Genomic DNA, 16,214 nt, shown 5'->3' on the forward strand with positions numbered 1-16,214 from the left:
CATTTTCAAACGTGGCAAATATGCAGTTTGTTGCCTTTAAAACTTACTTACCCTGAATATAAAATTCAGGGTTTTGCTAATACCATCCCCAATGGTTTAAAACCATTCGGCCTGCACCCTATCAATAGAGGCGGGTTTCATACCCGTCGTGATACCCGTTTGGTTGCGACAGGTATAAAACCTGCCGCTATTGAGAAAGCGCAGCGCAAGAAGCATCTTTTTTTGTTTTTGCCACGAAGTCGCAAAGTCACAAAGTTCCCTAATTTATATCTGCTTCGTGTCTTTGCGCCTTTGCAGCATAAGATTAAAGCGCAGCGGCCGGAATGGTTTAATACCATTCGGGGCTAACCATATCAATAGAGGCGGGTTTTATACCCGTCGGGAATGCCAACCTTAATACCCGTTTGATTGCGGCAGGTATAAAACCTGTCGCTATTGAGAAAGCGCAGCGCAAGAAGCATCTTTTTTTGTTTTTGCCTCGAAGTCGCAAAGTCACAAAGTTCCCTAATTTATATCTGCTTCGTGTCTTTGCGCCTTTGCAGCATAAGATTAAAGCGCAGCGGCCGGAATGGTTTAATACCATTCGGGGCTAACCATATCAATAGAGGCGGGTTTTATACCCGTCGGGAATGCCAACCTTAATACCCGTTTGATTGCGGCAGGTATAAAACCTGTCGCTATTGAGAAAGCGCAGCGCAAGAAGCATCTTTTTTTGTTTTTGCCACGAAGTCGCAAAGTTCCCTAATTTATATCTGCTTCGTGTCTTAGTGCCTTTGCGGCATAGGAAAGAAATAACAAATGGTTTAAAACCATTCGGGCTGCACCCTATCAATAGAGACGGGTTTTATACCCGTCGTAATACCCGCCTTAATGCCCGTTTGGTTGCGACAGGTATAAAACCAGTCGCTATTGAGAAAGCGCAGAGCAAGAAGCATCTTTTTTTTGCCACGAAGTCGCAAAGTCACAAAGCTCCCTAATTTATATCTGCTTCGTGTCTTAGTGCCTTTGCGGCATAAGAATAAAGCGCAGCGGCCGGAATGGTTTAAAACCATTCGGGACGAGCCTCTATCAATAGAGGCAGGTTTTATACCCGTCGTGATGCCCGTCGTTTAAACCTTCGGCGCTCCATGATACACAATACCGCAAAATGCCTAATTTTGCCATCAAATTCACACCAATGAAAAAAGCATACGTTTTCCCCGGCCAAGGCGCACAGTTTGTGGGCATGGGCAAAGATTTGTTTGAGACCAACGACTTAGCCCGCAACCTTTTTAACGAGGCTAACGGCATATTAGGCTTCCGTATTACCGATGAAATGTTTGAAGGTACCGAAGAGGCGTTGAAAGAAACCCGCGTTACCCAACCCGCCATCTTTTTGCACTCAGTAATATTGGCAAAAACCTTGGGCGAAAGCTTTAAACCCGATATGGTTGCCGGTCACTCATTGGGCGAATTTTCAGCCCTTGTAGCCAACGGTACATTGAGTTTTGAAGACGGTTTGGCATTGGTTGCCAAACGTGCCTTTGCCATGCAAAAAGCTTGTGATATTAAACCTAGTACAATGGCTGCCATTTTGGGGTTAGACGATGCCAAAGTTGAAGAAATTTGTGCAGGGATAAACGGCGTGGTAGTACCCGCTAACTACAACTGCCCCGGCCAATTGGTAATATCAGGCGAGGTTGAAGCCGTGAACGCCGCTTGCGAAGCCCTAAAAGCAGCAGGTGCAAAACGTGCATTGGTACTTAATGTGGGGGGTGCGTTCCACTCACCGTTGATGGAACCTGCCCGCGAAGAATTGGCGGCTGCCATTGAAAGTACCCGTTTTAGCAACCCTATTTGTCCTGTTTACCAAAACGTTACTGCAAGTGCAATTTTCAATCCTGACGAGATTAAGAAAAACCTTGTGGCTCAATTAACCGCTCCTGTACGTTGGACACAAAGCGTACAAGCAATGGTGATTGACGGTGCTACCCACTTTACTGAGGTAGGTCCCGGCAAAGTATTGCAAGGCTTGGTGAAAAAGATTGCCCCCGAGGCCGAAGCAGCCAGCGCATAAACATTATTTATAGCTACTATTTGCTGTTTGGGCAAACATCAGTGTTGCCCAAACAGTTTCTTTAAAAAACCGACCCAAGGATGCTGATTTTAGACGATTGGGTAATTGCATTGTAACCATACTTGCCCAAAATCCCAGCTCGGACATGCCGGGTAAATTTCATCAACTAACACACAATTTTATTTTACAATCTTATCTTCACGACAGAATTTTTACCCGTTCTGAACATGGATATTAGAATGTTAACCGTTGCTTGTTTACTATTGCTACTGGCTGCCTGTGGCAATAATAATCGAACAAAACCCACCGGCGAAAGCGCCGCCGCCTATAACGAGAAGTTAATCGACAGGCAACGTGCATTCATTAATGCGGTGAATGATCTAAATGCCGCCATAGGAAATTATGAATACGAAGAGGCTGAAAAGAACCGCGTGCGTTGCATAGCGCTTTGCGATAGTGCCATTGCCTCACTAAAAGCAGAAGGACCGTATGCCAACGATGAGGAGTTTTGGATGTCTGCATTAAAGTACTTTGAGGCCGAACGTAAGCTGTATATTTTTCATTGGAAAGAAGCGTTTGAAATTATAAGCAGTCTTAAAAATCAGCAAGGACATGATAATGAACTGGATATAAAGCAAAAACGGTTGGATGAACTTGCTACTGAAATTGACCGCAAAAACATAAAGTATCAAGATGATTTAATTGCGGCACAAAGAGCTTTTGCAGAAAGACACCAGTTTTTACTTTCTGATAATACTGACAGCTTGCCTGTACTTGAAGATATTGAACAAGAAGAATAGAAAATGATGCTGCGCAAAGCTTTGCCCGCCGATATGGATAGGGTAAATAACATTTATAAGCAAATTGAGTTTTTACCTTCGGTATATGAGAAGGAGTATGTAGCCGTTGCCGAAGAAGGCAACAACTTGTTTGGTGTAGGAAGGCTGATAACCCTTGCAGACGACAGCTACGAACTTGGGGGGATGTATGTGGATGAAAGCCTACGTGGCAAAGGCATTGCACGAGCTATTGTAATGCACTTGCTGCAACAAGCCCCCGAAGGGAGAACCGTGTATTGCATTCCCTTTGCACACCTTGAGGGATTTTATAAAAGTTGTGGTTTTGGCGATGCTGAAATAAGCGACGCCCTGCCTGCTGAAATCAAACAAAAAATAGGGTACTGCAACCAAACATTTGCTGCTAAAACATTGCTGTTGAAATTGATACGCTAAACCGTATTTGCAACGGATTAAAAACCACTGCTTTTGTAATTACCTACCTGCAAAGGACTTAAGTCCTTTGCAAGTAGGTAATTTTGATAGCATGGGGTTTCAACCCCTTGTTTTTAACGCCGAATGGTTTTATACCATTCGGGGGTAACCCCACTAATAACGGCGGGCTTTATGCCCGTCGGGGAAACGGAATGCCGTCAGGGTTGCGACAGGTATAAAACCTGTCGCTATTGAGAGCGTGCAGTACAAGAAGTATCTTTTTTGTTTTTGGCACGAAGCCACAAAGCTCCCTAATTCATATCCGTTTTGCGCCTTAGTGCCTTCGTGGCATAAGAAAGAAACCCCAGCATTCTGGATGGTTTAATACCATTCGGGGCGAGCTCTATTAATAGAGGCGGGCTTTATGCCCGTCGGGGAAACGGAATGCCGTCGGAGTACGACAGGTATAAAACCTGTCGCTATTGAGAGCGTGCAGCACAAGAAGCATCTTTTTTGTTTTTGCCACGAAGTCGCAAAGCTCCCTAATTCATATCCGTTTTGCGTCTTCGTGCCTTCGTGGTAAAAGAAACAACGTCGGGCTTTATGCCCGTCGTGAACGTTAGTTATTTACTGTACCCCGCACTATCTTCGCACCCGTTTTGGGTACACGGCTAAAGGTTCATATATCACTTTTCATCGTCTCGTTAATATACGGGGCCACCTTCTCCTTAGCCAAAGAAGTAATGCCCAAATACATATCACCGCTCACGTTCATCGTACTGAGAGTAGGGTGTGCCTTGATACTTTTCCTTATTTTTCATTCCCTTTTTATCCGAGAAAAAATTGAACGTAAAGACATAGGCGGTTTGGCGCTTTCGGCCCTGTTTGGGGTAGCTGCCAATATGCTGATGTTTTTTGAGGGATTGGCCAACACCACGCCCATCAATGCCTCAGTGCTAATGATGGTTACGCCCGTGTTTGTGTTTGTCATCCATACCGTAGTGAATCGCCAAGGTATAAACGGAGTAAAAGCCGCTGGCATCGTTCTCGCAGCAGTAGGGGCAATGATGCTGATGGGCGGTAAACGCCTCAGCTTTAGTAAAGATACCCTGTACGGAGACGTTTATATAATCCTGAATGCCCTAAGTTACGCCGTGTATTTGGTGTACGTTAAAAAGTTTATCAAAAAGTACAACCCTATCACCGTAAGCAAGTGGAACTTTATTTTCGGTTTCCTTTTTGTGTTACCCTTTGGTATGGGCGGTCTTGAGCCGATTGATTGGGCAAGCTTTACCCCTTTTATATGGTTTTGCTTTTGGTTTGTGCTGGTAGCCACCACATTTATTACGTATTTACTTAATGCGTGGGCGTTGCAGCACGCACCTTCAACGCTTGTAGGCTCATACATATACCTGCAACCCGTTATTGCAACCATTATAGCCCTTGCCAGCCAAAAAGACGTACTTACGTCAGAAAAGATTATATTTATCCTGTTAATATTTACGGGGGTGTATTTAGTATCCCTCACACCTAAAAAAACAATCACTGAATGATGAAATTACGCTCGATGACGGGGTTTGGCGGTGCCGAGGCAGCCAATAACCGAATAGCAGTGAAGGCCGAGTTAAAATCGCTGAACGGAAAATTTATGGACCTTAACCTGCGTATGCCCCGCAATGTGCAGAACAAAGAAATAGCCTTACGCCGCGAACTAAGCAAACGCATTGAACGCGGAACAGCTACCTTGTTCTTAAACATTGAGCGCAACGTAACAGGGGCGGATGCTCCGCTAGTAGATGGCGAAATGGCTAAAAAGCTGTTTGGTGAGATTGAACAACTGCAACAGACTTTGAATTACCAAAGCGGTAATATTTTAGATAGAGTACTGGCGTTTCCCGGTGTGATAAATACCGATGATACCGAAGAGTTGGACGAAGACGATTGGAAACTGGTGGAAGCTACTATCGACCAAGCCTTTGATGCGTTTGACGCTTTCCGTTTGCAAGAAGGGGATGCCTTGAAGCAGGATTTACAGAAGTTTGTTGAAAACATACAGAACTGCCTGCCAGAGATTGAAAAGTTTGAAGGCGAACGTATTACTGCGTTGCGCGACCGTATTTATAACCAGTTGCAAGCCACCCTTGACGATGAAAAGCTGGACAAAGACCGCTTTGAGCAGGAAATGATATATTACCTTGAAAAAATTGATTTTAGCGAAGAAAAATCGAGGTTGATACAGCACTGCCGCTACTTTACCGATACCCTTGCCAAAGAACCCGGAGGTAAGAAACTGGGCTTTATCGCGCAAGAAATGGGTCGTGAAATAAATACGTTGGGTGCCAAAGCTTCTCACTTCAACATCCAACAACTGGTGGTAGTGATGAAGGACGAGCTTGAAAAGATAAAAGAGCAGGTAAACAACGTTTTGTAGGGGCCTTACCTATGTTCAGAATATAAAATTCTGTCTGTTATTATATAGAGCGTCGAATGGTTTTAAACCATTCGACGCATATAATTTCCAAGCGGGGGACTTCATGTCCTTCGCTAAATACAGTAACTCTAATTTTCTTCTTGTTTCCGTTATAAAATAACCCTACTTTTGCACCGCAAATAAGAGTAACAACACACTATTCTTATCTCGTTAGTAAATCCTTATTTGCAATGTATAATACAAGTAAACTAAAGGGCGAAGCCCTTACTTTTGACGATGTTCTCGTCGTTCCCGGTTACTCAGAAGTACTTCCACGCGACGTAGATACCTCTACCCGCCTTACCCGCAACCTCCGCATCAATGTTCCTATTGTTTCATCAGCAATGGATACCGTTACCGAAAGCCGTTTGGCTATTGCCCTTGCGCAAGAAGGAGGTATAGGCATACTGCACAAAAACATGAGCATTGCAAGGCAGGCCGCCGAGGTTCGCAAAGTGAAGCGCAGCGAAAGCGGGATGATATTAGACCCTATTACTCTTAACTCAGAAGCTACCATTGCCGACGCGTTGCTGATAATGAAGGAGAATAAAATCGGCGGTATTCCTATCATCGACAGCGAAAACAAATTGGTAGGTATATTAACCAACCGCGATTTACGCTTTGAAAACAATACCTCACGCCCTGTGCGCGAAGTAATGACCAAAGAGGGTTTGATTACTGCCCCCGAAGGTACTACGCTTAAACAAGCTGAAAGTATTTTGCAAGAACACCGCATTGAGAAATTGCCGGTGGTGAGCAACGACGGTAAACTTACCGGACTGATTACATATAAAGATATTTTAAAGCACCGCGACCACCCCAAAGCCTGCAAAGACGCATTGGGTCGTTTGTTGGTAGGTGCTGCGGTGGGTATTACCGCCGATACATTGGAGCGCGTTACCGCTCTTGTGAATGCCGGAGTAGATGTTGTAGTTATTGATACTGCACACGGTCATTCAAAAGGGGTGATTGACGAAGTGAAGAAAGTAAAAGCAGCCTTCCCTAAATTGGAAGTGATTGCTGGAAACATTGCTACAGGCGATGCTGCCAAAGCCTTGGCCGAAGCCGGAGTAGATGCAGTGAAAGTGGGAGTGGGCCCCGGTTCTATTTGTACCACACGTATCATCGCTGGTATAGGGATGCCGCAACTAAGTGCCATTTTTGAAGCAGCCGAAGCAGTAAAACCGTATGATATTCCCGTAATTGCTGATGGCGGTATCCGCTACAGCGGCGATTTGGTAAAGGCTCTTGTGGCCGGTGCCAGCACCATCATGGCAGGTTCGTTGTTTGCAGGGGTTGAAGAATCTCCGGGCGAAACCATTTTGTACGAAGGACGTAAGGTGAAATCGTACCGTGGTATGGGCAGTATTGAGGCGATGAAAGAAGGCAGCAAAGACCGTTACTTCCAAGATGCCGAAGAGGAAATCAGCAAACTGGTACCCGAAGGTATTGTCGGTATTGTTCCCTTCCGCGGCACACTAAGCGAAGTTGTTTACCAATACGTTGGCGGTTTGCGCGCAGGTATGGGTTACTGCGGTGCCCGCACTGTTGAAGAATTGCAAAAAGCACAATTTGTGCGCATTACAGGTGCAGGTGTGCGCGAAAGCCACCCGCACGATATTACCATTACCAAAGAGGCTCCTAACTATAGCCGCAGGTAATTGGTTTGCAAAAGGATTATTAAAACAAAGGCCACACTTGCGTGTGGCCTTTGTTGTTTTTGGAGTCTAATGTGTAATATCTTTTAATGCCCTTTGCGTACTATTCTTTTCACAAAGGTTGAAAGGAAAATAATAATGCCTATCCAAGCACCTATTTTACCAATATAGTCGCCGTTTTGGGCATACCATGTCATATCCTGCTTCAAATAAGTAGTTCTGTTTAATTGGGCAGGTACCCACCAGTTGGTGTGTTCTTCAATCTCACCCTTATAATTTATAAAAGCAGAGATACCTGTGTTTGCACTACGAGCAATATTCCGGCGCATTTCTATGGCACGCAGGCGGGCGTAGTGCAAGTGCTGACGGTAGCCGGGTGTATTGCGCCACCATCCGTCGTTGGTAATAATGCACAGCAAATCAGCCCCCTGGCGAACGTATCTTCCCACCCAATCCCCATAAACGCTTTCGTAGCAAATAATCGGGGCAATGTGCATGCTATCGGCAGTAATAAATACTTCGGCATCGTCTTGTATGCCCAAACTGCCCGATGTTCCCCCCAAGTCAAACAGCTTTTCAATTGGACGGAAAACAGACGGGTAGGGCAAAATCTCAACTCCCGGCACCAGTTTACTTTTGTGGTATATCTTCACACTATCCGTGCTATCAATCAGCAAGGCAGTATTATAAGCATCAAAATACACATCCGCGTCACTGTATTTTCTTGCCGTAGCTGTTAACTTTTCTCCTTCTTTAAAGTGGTGTCTTGTATCAGCTCCCGTTAAAATGCTCACTTTGTGCTTGCGGCAAAACTCACGCAATTGCAGTATGGCTGATGAGTTGTTTATTTCTTCTTCCTCAATAGGCTGTGTTAGTGATGTTTCAGGAAACATTACCAACCGTGTTTTCGGGGTAACGCTCTCCTCGGCCAGTTGCAGCATAATCTGTACCTGCTCCTGCGGGGTTTTCCCGCCAAATTTATCCGTGTACGGGTCGATATTGGGTTGTATTACACTCACGTTGGCTACATCTTGCTCGCGTGTGCCGTCGGTTGTGGTTAATGCATTTAGGATGATGTACGACGAAATCAGTGGCAACAACACAGTAACCGCAAGGTTAATTACCCGTGGGCGGGTATAACTTTGAATGAGTTTAAACACCAAAATATTGGTAAGCAACACCCAAAGGCTGCCACCCAAAAATCCTGTAAACTCATACCATTGCACCATGTTGGGCAGGGTAGCAAACACATTGCCCAGCGTGAGCCAAGGCCACGATATTTGCCAGTTGAGGTGTAAATATTCAAACGCCAGCCAATAGCAGATAAAAGCAGGGTAAGCCAGTTTATCGCCAAAGACTTTACGCGTGAGGTGGAAACCTAACCACGGTAACGTCATTAGTAGTGCATTGAGAACAAATGCCGCCACCGCCGCGGGCGAAGCATGATATACCCACCACGTAGTGGCTAAGTTCCACATCAGCATGGCTACAAATACATAAAAGAAAAGCACGCGGTTTTTAAGGTTATTTTCTTGTATTTGCTGTTGCAGCATAAACAAGGGTACAAAACCTATGAAAGCCAAAGGGGCAGTAACAAACGGCGGCCATGCCAGCCATAATAAGAGGCCGGCGGCAAGACTTAAAAACAAGTAGTTATTCGTCAGTTTCTTCATGGGTTTGCGGGGCGTTGGGTTGATAGCCTTTTCCGGCAATTACAAGTACCAGTTCTCCTTTAACGGGCTTTTTGGTAAAATGTGTATGTAGTTCAGCCAATGTGCCGTTTACAGTTTCTTCGAACATTTTGGTAAGCTCCCGCGATACGGAAGCGGGTCGGTCATCACCAAAATAGGCAGCAAAATCTTTCAGAGTTTTAAGCAACCTGTATGGCGATTCGTAAAAAATCATGGTACGCTCTTCGTTTTCCAATGCTTTCAAAGCCGTTTGGCGGCCTTTCTTTTGGGCCAGGAATCCCTCAAAACAAAAGCGTGTGGCAGGCAAGCCGCTTTTTACCAAAGCAGGTACAAACGCGGTAGCACCGGGCAAGCATTCAACTTTTACGTTGTGTCGCAGGCATTCTCGCACCAATAAAAAACCGGGATCGCTGATAGCGGGTGTTCCCGCATCGGTTACCAAGGCCATTTTTTCGCCCGCAGCCATGCGGTGTACCAATCCTTCCAACTCGCGGTGCTCGTTGTGTTGGTGGTAAGCTTGCAGTTTAGCAGTTATACCGTAATGTTTCAGCAGCAAGCCGCTGGTGCGGGTATCTTCTGCCAATACTACGTCAACGGTTTTTAAAATCTCCAGTGCGCGCAGGGTAATATCCTGCAAATTGCCGATGGGTGTAGGGACTAAATAAAGCAAAACAGGTGTTTGCATACCTACGCGAAGGTAGGTTTTTTGGAGGTTATGGACTTTATGTCGTTTATTAATTATTGGCGCGAGAAGGTATAGGCGGCTGTTACGGTGTTTTGCACTAAGTTCAAGTTGTTTTCTCCTTTTATAAACTCATGTCCGTAGTACAATGAGAATTTACCGTATCCCAATCCGGCTTGCGGCCTCAAAGCCCAAATACCCGAAGCAGCGTTTTCGTAGCGAAGTCCCTTTATACTGCTTGTGATGTAAAAGCCTTTACCGATAAATAGGTTATTCCATACCGCTATACTGCTTGCAAAACGCTTTTCATTAAATAAACGACCTACAGAAAGGTTGCATCCGTAACTTAAAGGTAGTTGTGGGGATAATACTATTAATGAAGCACCGATGAAACCGGCTTCGTTACCCGATTGCAATTCAGCAATAAGACCTAAGAACCGAGTTTGGGTACATCTGATTGAACCTGTACCACACTGAGGCCTGAACCACATTGATTTTGAAGAAACAAAAAGAGGCTCTGCGCTTCTTTGTGCATTTAATGCAGTTACTCCCAATAGGATTACAACAGCAAGGGCGGTTAGTTTTTTCATAAAGACCTCTTAACCTTATAACGGCAAAGAGCATTTTTTATTAGGCTTTTTTATCGAAAAGATAATAGTGGTGTGGTGGGGGTATACCAAAAGTCTTGGGGTTGAAACCCCATGCTACCAAAATTACCTGCTTGCAAAGGGCTTAAGTCCTTTGCAAGCAGGTAATTTTAACAGAGACAGATTTTAATCTGTCATAAAAAATGCTGTTTACAAAACCAAGCCTTCAAACAAACCGTCTGTCGTGCGGATTTCTCCGGTTACATACTGGTTAAAGTTTTTCAGCTCTTCGCGCTCGTAGTGTTTTAACGGAGCCAGTTGTTCAGGGGTGAAAATGCCTGTGGCTTCAATAAACCGTTGTGCCACGTTGTATTGAGGCAGCATTTCGCCGTCATCAATTTTAATGGCAACACCAATTTTTTCTTCGGTCAATCCCATGCAAAAAACCCCTTCGGCACCTGTTTTACCAATAATACGCGGAGCACACACCTGCATCATTTCAGTGCAGTAGCGGTTACGTCCGGCCACCATATAGGGATATTTACTCACTGCTTCAATAATTGTGGCGCAGGCTTTTTGTCGTTCAGGACTGAATTTTACAGGATGTACCAAGTTTTTATACCCTACCGCCTGATGGTACACCGATATGGAAAATATAGGTGCCGAACATCCGTCAAGTGCCACCACCATACTTTCTTTAGGATATTCGTACAACTCTGAAGTAGCCTGCATAATGGCCTGCTGTGCAGGGTGATTAGGGTTTATATAATCTTGTACCGGCCATCCCATAAACACACAATAGGCCAAAAATCCGGCATGCTTACCACTGCAATTATTGTGGATGTGATGCGGCTTGCCGCTATCTTTTATTAACTGGTTGGCTGTTTTTCGGTCGGTGGGGTATTGCGGGCCGCAAAACAGGCTTTCTTTATCCAACCCTATCTTAGTCAAAATAGAGTTTACCACCCGTTGATGTTCCTCCTCACCGTTATGGCTGCCGCACATAATGGCTATTTCTTCTAAAGTGAAACCAAAATGCTCAACTGCACCACTCTCAAGCAAGGGTAATACTTGGATTAGTTTTAATGCCGAGCGGGGGTAGCATATTTGCTGCACATCGCCTTCGCTGTATATAATATTGTTATCCCTGTCTACCACACATACCACCCCGCGGTGAAAGCTCTCAAGCACATTGTTGCGGTATATTTCTACTAAAATCGGGTTTGTCATTGTTGTTGGTTTAATACGGTTGTATCGTCTCTTCGGGTTTTTCGTCCACCCAGTGCACTTCATAATCCTTTAGCACTCTAAGTCCTAATATACCCCTCTTAAAGTAAAGGGTTGCTTGATTACCCATCTTCACCTTATCATAGCTGGCAAAAGTGCGCAACCCGTGATAATTGGAATATTCACCTTTCACAAAACGCATGGTACTGCTTCGCCTGTAAGAAAAGTCGGCACTATCGTCAACTTTAGAAATATACCTATAAGTTTCCGTATGCGGATTAAAACTGACTAAGTAATTAATTAAAAACAAACTATTTAGCAACAAAGGAGCAAACAAAAACCCATAAATAGATTGTATATGACGGTCGTATATCTTTTTTCTGTAAGCCCACCAATAGCCGCCTACAATAGCACCTATGTACAAAGGCACAATAACAAAAGTGGGCAGTACTGTACTAAGGGTGATTTTAAGTATAATCGCGCCGTTTACAAGTAATGAAAACCCCATAAGATAAACAGGGTTCTCTTTGATAGAATCGAGCCAAGTAAACTTAAGTAGGTATTTAACTGCTGAGGGAAAATTACGTACAGACTCGCGCAGTAATTTGGTTTGTATCAGCACGGCAAGACTTAGCGGCAGCGTAACTAATATTACTACTACGCTTAAAAAAAATCCAACCCAGCCGTGGGTAATAACGGCCCATACCGGTGCTATAAACAGTATGACTACCGTGAGAGCAGTAAAAAAAACATTGGTAAGGGTGTCTTTAGCGGTTTCAAGCTTATACTCTTCTGAGTTTACAAACTCTTCGTAGCGCATACGGGCACGTTCTTGTGCTTGGCGACGTGTGTTATCCTGCTCGCGCTGCCACCAGCGGGCAAACTCTGCCTCTTGGGTGCTGCCGCTTTGTGCAACTTTCCCTTCTTTTAAATTCTTAAGGTATTTATATGCTTCTTCTAACAATATAAACTGTTGAGTAGCATCAGGGGCAGGGTTACGGTCGGGGTGCAGCTGCATCGCCTTTTTGCGGTATGCACGCACAATCTCCTGTATTGAGGCATTGGGGCTTACCCCAAGTATATCATAGTATTGCTGTACGGTTGCCAATTCTATTTCTTATTTAGGGCTTCCCAATCATTGCGCGTTATTTGATGTATGGCACAATAATCTTCTTCAAACCAGCGGTGTTCAGTAAACACAAATCCCATTCGTTGATAAAAGCGTATGGCATTGGTATTACTTGCCAATGGGTCAATAATTACAGCCGTAACCTTTGGATTGCTAAAACACCGTTCCAATGTTTGTTGCATCATTTGTGTGCCGTAGCCTCTGTTCAGGTCGGTACTTTCACCAATCCAAATATCCAATGCCCGCAAATTAGGCGGTGCATCACCCCAATAGTGGGTTTCCTCTTTTTCAGGGTCAATTACCATTATAAAGCCCACCGGACGGCCATTTACTTCGGCTATCAATAACTCGCGCCAATCGTGTATACGGGGCAATTCATACTCCCAATCCCATACGTCGTTGGGTGAAGATTCTATCACATGGGGCTGTTCGTCCCAACTGCGCAATACATCAATATCGGCAATAGTGGCTGGCCGTAATATTACTTTTTCACCGGAACTCATCGCTTCAAATGTTCTTTCATTTTAGCAAATGCCTTAGCGCGATGACTCAACTCGTTTTTTTCATCCAAAGTCATCTCAGCAAATGTGCGGGTATGCCCGGCAGGTACAAACACAGGGTCGTAGCCAAAACCTTCTTCTCCCCTTTTGCTGCTTATTATTTCTCCTTCGGCTATACCATCAAACGTGTATTCTTTACCTTCTATTATTAAGGCTATCACTGTTCTAAAACGGGCTTTGCGATTGCTGTGCGGTTGAAGCTTTTCAAGCAGCAAGCGTATATTATCCTCAGGATTTTTTTGAAGGCCGGCATAGCGGGCACTGTAAACACCCGGTTCACCGTTTAGGGCTTCTACTTCAAGTCCTGTATCGTCTGCAAAACAATTCCTGCCTGTTTTTTCATACACGTAGCGGGCTTTCATCAGCGCATTACCTTCAAGTGTGGGCGCAGTTTCAGGTATTTCTTCAGTAATACCCAGTGTATCTAAACTTATAATTGTAAACCCATCGCCCAGCTTTGCCTCAATTTCTCGGGCTTTGTGGGGGTTTTGGGTAGCAAAAACCAATTCCATCATTGTAAAAAATGTTGTTTCAAAATGCTCCACAGTTTCTTCTTCAACTCGTCGTTGCTTTCAATCTCCGGTAAGCTGTCTAAGCAAATCACCTTCACCTTATCAAACAGTATAGGTTCATATTTATTAGCCTTTATGCCCAACGTTTGCGGTTCAATCCCCCACAAAAACAAAGCTGCGGGCACAAAATATCCCTTCAAATCTTCAAACGCTGGTTGTGTATTGGCAATGTTCATCATAGCCACATCCTTAAAAGTCATTTTTACCGCTCCCAAAATCTTTTCTAAAAAAGGTTTGTTCTTAGCCGGTAATGCCCCTTTTTCTCCGTGGTTAAAGAGCATTAGTATATACCGGTTGTTCTCTCCTTCGTACTCAAAAGCAACCCCTTCGGCCTTTTTTTGCTTGGGCACATACAAGGTGGTTCCTTCAAAAAACAACCTCACTGCACCTTCCTGCATTTTTAGCATAATATCAATTTGTTTGTATTGGAAAATATGTAAACTTGCACGCAAATTATAATGCCGCTGCGTAAGGTTATACACAGTTTTTACTTGTTACCCCGCCGGCTTGTTCTTTGTATTACCTGTGTGTTTAATTTTTTATTGAAATGAGCGAAAGTGCAACAAGGCTTCCTATTGCAATTACCCGTGTTACCGAGTCTAATATCGGAAAGGTTGACTTTAACAATATTCAATTCGGTAAGGTTTTTTCTGACCACCAACTGATTATTGATTACCAAAACGGTGTTTGGACGGATGCGAGGATTTTGCCTTATGGGGAAGTGCCTATGAGCATGGCTATATCGGCCATCCACTACGGACAAGCAATTTTTGAAGGGATGAAAGCGCAAAAGGGGCCTGATGGAGCGCCACTTTTGTTTCGCCCGACGGATAACCTGAAACGGCTAAACATATCGGCAGCCCGTATGTGTATGCCTGAATTGCCCGAAGATTATTTTATGGAAGCCCTTACTGCATTGGTGAAAACCGACAGTAATTGGATACCAACAACTGAAGGCAGCGGTTTGTACATTCGTCCGTTTATGTTCGGTACCGATGCGTTTATTGGGGTAAAACCTAGTGAAACTTACCGTTTCAGCATTTTTACCTGCCCTGTTAATGCTTATTATCTGCAGCCGTTAAAGGTAAAAGTAGCTACCCAGTACTCACGCGCTTTTAAAGGCGGTGTTGGGTTTGCAAAATGTGCCGGTAATTACGGCTCGCAAATGTTGGCAACTCGTGAAGCACAAGCTCAAGGATACATGCAGGTGTTGTGGACAGACGCTGAGGAGCATAAGTATATTGAAGAAACTGGTACAACCAACGTGTTTGTGCGCATAGGTGATAAGGTAGTTACACCTAATCTTGACGGTACAATATTGGCAGGTATTACCCGCGACAGCGTGATACAGTTATTGAAAAGCTGGGGCGTGGAAGTGGAGGAAAGACCTGTTTCAATCATTGAGATTATTGAAGGGATTGAAAACGGCACTGTAACAGAGGTGTTTGCCACAGGAACTGCTGCAACACTGGTGCCTATTATTGTTATTAATTACAACGACAAGGATTATACCCTAAACGGGCATGAGACTTGGGAATACTCAAACAAACTGAGCAAAACGCTTACCGATATAAAAACCGGTAAAGCTGAAGACCCGTTTGGTTGGGTAGTGCGTATATAAATTACAGCCCCTAAGGGGCTTTTCAAGATTTTCGGTACGTGTGTGTAGTGTATGGATTTTAGATTATTGCCCTTGCTTATGTAAAGGTGCAAAGCCTGTATATTTATTAACGTTGATAGTTTTTAACCTTTTAGTTTTTATTAATGATTAGCCTTAGAGTTGCCCGAAAAGAGGATGCTGAAGGAATTTTGGCCATTTATTCACCATTTGTAAAAAACACAACAGTTTCATTTGAATATGAGGTGAGCGATGTCTCCAACTATGCAACGAAAATAGAAGAGCTATTAATTAATTTTCCTTGGCTGATTGCCGAAGCAGACGGTGTGATTGTGGGATATGCCTATGCAAGCAAACACCGCGATAGACCGGGGTACGCATGGAGTGCCGAAAGCTCAATTTACGTACACGATGATTTTATGAGAAAAGGTATTGCAACAGTACTATACAATGCCTTGTTTGAAATACTTGCAGCACAAAATTTTATAAACTTATACGCCGGTATTGCCCAACCTAACGAGGGCAGCACCATGTTTCACGTTAAAATGGGTTTTACACCTGTGGGCGTATATAAAAAGGTGGGATACAAAAACGGTAACTGGGTTGATGTAGTATGGTTGCACCGCACCTTACTGAAACACCCAGCCGAACCTAAAGCTACCATTGCTTTTTCAAGCCCTGCTATTCAATCAAACACCCAAGAAATTCTTTTAGCTGCAACAAACCTGCTTAATCAAAAAGGACAATCCTAAG

The 16,214-nt window shown here is 44.1% G+C and carries 17 protein-coding genes; 9 read left to right on the plus strand and 8 right to left on the minus strand.

From position 1 onward, the window contains the following. The first annotated feature begins 30 nt into the window (after nucleotides 1-30). The 7 genes from F9K23_06360 to guaB all read left to right on the plus strand — a co-directional run bounded on the left by F9K23_06360 (nucleotide 31) and on the right by guaB (nucleotide 7,398). Entirely contained in the window at nucleotides 31-348 is a 318-nt protein-coding gene (locus F9K23_06360) for a hypothetical protein (GenBank protein KAB2916819.1), read from the plus strand. An 829-nt stretch (nucleotides 349-1,177) separates the two neighbouring features. After that, the gene (fabD, locus tag F9K23_06365) at nucleotides 1,178-2,056 is read left to right on the plus strand and encodes an ACP S-malonyltransferase (protein ID KAB2916820.1); all 879 of its coding nucleotides are present in this window, start codon (nucleotides 1,178-1,180) and stop codon (nucleotides 2,054-2,056) included. Nucleotides 2,057-2,283: 227 nt separating this feature from the next. After that, nucleotides 2,284-2,856, plus strand: a complete 573-nt coding sequence (locus tag F9K23_06370; protein ID KAB2916821.1) for a hypothetical protein — start codon at nucleotides 2,284-2,286, stop codon at nucleotides 2,854-2,856. A 3-nt stretch (nucleotides 2,857-2,859) separates the two neighbouring features. Next, nucleotides 2,860-3,288, plus strand: coding sequence for a GNAT family N-acetyltransferase (locus tag F9K23_06375; protein ID KAB2916822.1), 429 nt, complete (start codon nucleotides 2,860-2,862; stop codon nucleotides 3,286-3,288). 722 nt (nucleotides 3,289-4,010) lie between these two features. Next, nucleotides 4,011-4,820, plus strand: coding sequence for a DMT family transporter (locus tag F9K23_06380; protein KAB2916823.1), 810 nt, complete (start codon nucleotides 4,011-4,013; stop codon nucleotides 4,818-4,820). Continuing rightward, the gene (locus F9K23_06385; GenBank protein KAB2916824.1) at nucleotides 4,817-5,698 is read left to right on the plus strand and encodes a YicC family protein; all 882 of its coding nucleotides are present in this window, start codon (nucleotides 4,817-4,819) and stop codon (nucleotides 5,696-5,698) included. The genes F9K23_06380 and F9K23_06385 overlap by 4 nt, the downstream gene beginning before the upstream one ends. A 230-nt stretch (nucleotides 5,699-5,928) precedes the next feature. After that, complete coding sequence (gene guaB, locus F9K23_06390) at nucleotides 5,929-7,398, plus strand: IMP dehydrogenase (GenBank protein KAB2916825.1); 1,470 nt, start codon at nucleotides 5,929-5,931, stop codon at nucleotides 7,396-7,398. An 83-nt stretch (nucleotides 7,399-7,481) separates the two neighbouring features. Here the strand turns inward: guaB and lnt are convergent, their stop codons facing one another. The 8 genes from lnt to F9K23_06430 form a co-directional block, all read right to left on the minus strand. After that, nucleotides 7,482-9,068, minus strand: a complete 1,587-nt coding sequence (gene lnt / locus F9K23_06395) for an apolipoprotein N-acyltransferase (GenBank protein ID KAB2916826.1) — start codon at nucleotides 9,066-9,068, stop codon at nucleotides 7,482-7,484. Then, nucleotides 9,049-9,771, minus strand: coding sequence for a 16S rRNA (cytidine(1402)-2'-O)-methyltransferase (gene rsmI / locus F9K23_06400; GenBank protein ID KAB2916827.1), 723 nt, complete (start codon nucleotides 9,769-9,771; stop codon nucleotides 9,049-9,051). The genes lnt and rsmI overlap by 20 nt, the downstream gene beginning before the upstream one ends. A 53-nt stretch (nucleotides 9,772-9,824) precedes the next feature. Continuing rightward, nucleotides 9,825-10,358 carry a hypothetical protein gene (locus F9K23_06405; GenBank protein KAB2916828.1) on the minus strand — a complete coding sequence of 178 codons (534 nt, stop codon included), beginning with the start codon at nucleotides 10,356-10,358 and terminating at the stop codon, nucleotides 9,825-9,827. 207 nt (nucleotides 10,359-10,565) lie between these two features. Then, the gene (locus F9K23_06410) at nucleotides 10,566-11,648 is read right to left on the minus strand and encodes an asparaginase (protein ID KAB2916829.1); all 1,083 of its coding nucleotides are present in this window, start codon (nucleotides 11,646-11,648) and stop codon (nucleotides 10,566-10,568) included. Further along, a complete protein-coding gene (locus F9K23_06415; GenBank protein ID KAB2916830.1) occupies nucleotides 11,596-12,696 on the minus strand; it encodes a DnaJ domain-containing protein in 1,101 nt (366 codons plus the stop codon). Before F9K23_06415 ends, F9K23_06410 begins: the two co-directional genes overlap by 53 nt. Further along, nucleotides 12,693-13,214, minus strand: coding sequence for an acetyltransferase (locus F9K23_06420; GenBank protein KAB2916831.1), 522 nt, complete (start codon nucleotides 13,212-13,214; stop codon nucleotides 12,693-12,695). Before F9K23_06420 ends, F9K23_06415 begins: the two co-directional genes overlap by 4 nt. After that, a complete protein-coding gene (locus tag F9K23_06425; GenBank protein KAB2917020.1) occupies nucleotides 13,211-13,783 on the minus strand; it encodes a non-canonical purine NTP diphosphatase in 573 nt (190 codons plus the stop codon). The genes F9K23_06420 and F9K23_06425 overlap by 4 nt, the downstream gene beginning before the upstream one ends. Beyond that, the gene (locus tag F9K23_06430; protein ID KAB2916832.1) at nucleotides 13,783-14,250 is read right to left on the minus strand and encodes a hypothetical protein; all 468 of its coding nucleotides are present in this window, start codon (nucleotides 14,248-14,250) and stop codon (nucleotides 13,783-13,785) included. The genes F9K23_06425 and F9K23_06430 overlap by 1 nt, the downstream gene beginning before the upstream one ends. A gap of 140 nt (nucleotides 14,251-14,390) precedes the next feature. Here F9K23_06430 and F9K23_06435 point away from each other — a divergent pair, with 140 nt between their 5' ends. Next, the gene (locus tag F9K23_06435; protein ID KAB2916833.1) at nucleotides 14,391-15,464 is read left to right on the plus strand and encodes a branched-chain amino acid aminotransferase; all 1,074 of its coding nucleotides are present in this window, start codon (nucleotides 14,391-14,393) and stop codon (nucleotides 15,462-15,464) included. A 143-nt stretch (nucleotides 15,465-15,607) separates the two neighbouring features. Beyond that, a complete protein-coding gene (locus tag F9K23_06440) occupies nucleotides 15,608-16,213 on the plus strand; it encodes an N-acetyltransferase (protein ID KAB2916834.1) in 606 nt (201 codons plus the stop codon). The last annotated feature ends 1 nt before the right edge of the window (nucleotide 16,214 follow it).

The organism is Bacteroidota bacterium (genome assembly GCA_008933805.1).
GTDB lineage: Bacteria > Bacteroidota > Bacteroidia > UBA8524 > UBA8524 > SB11.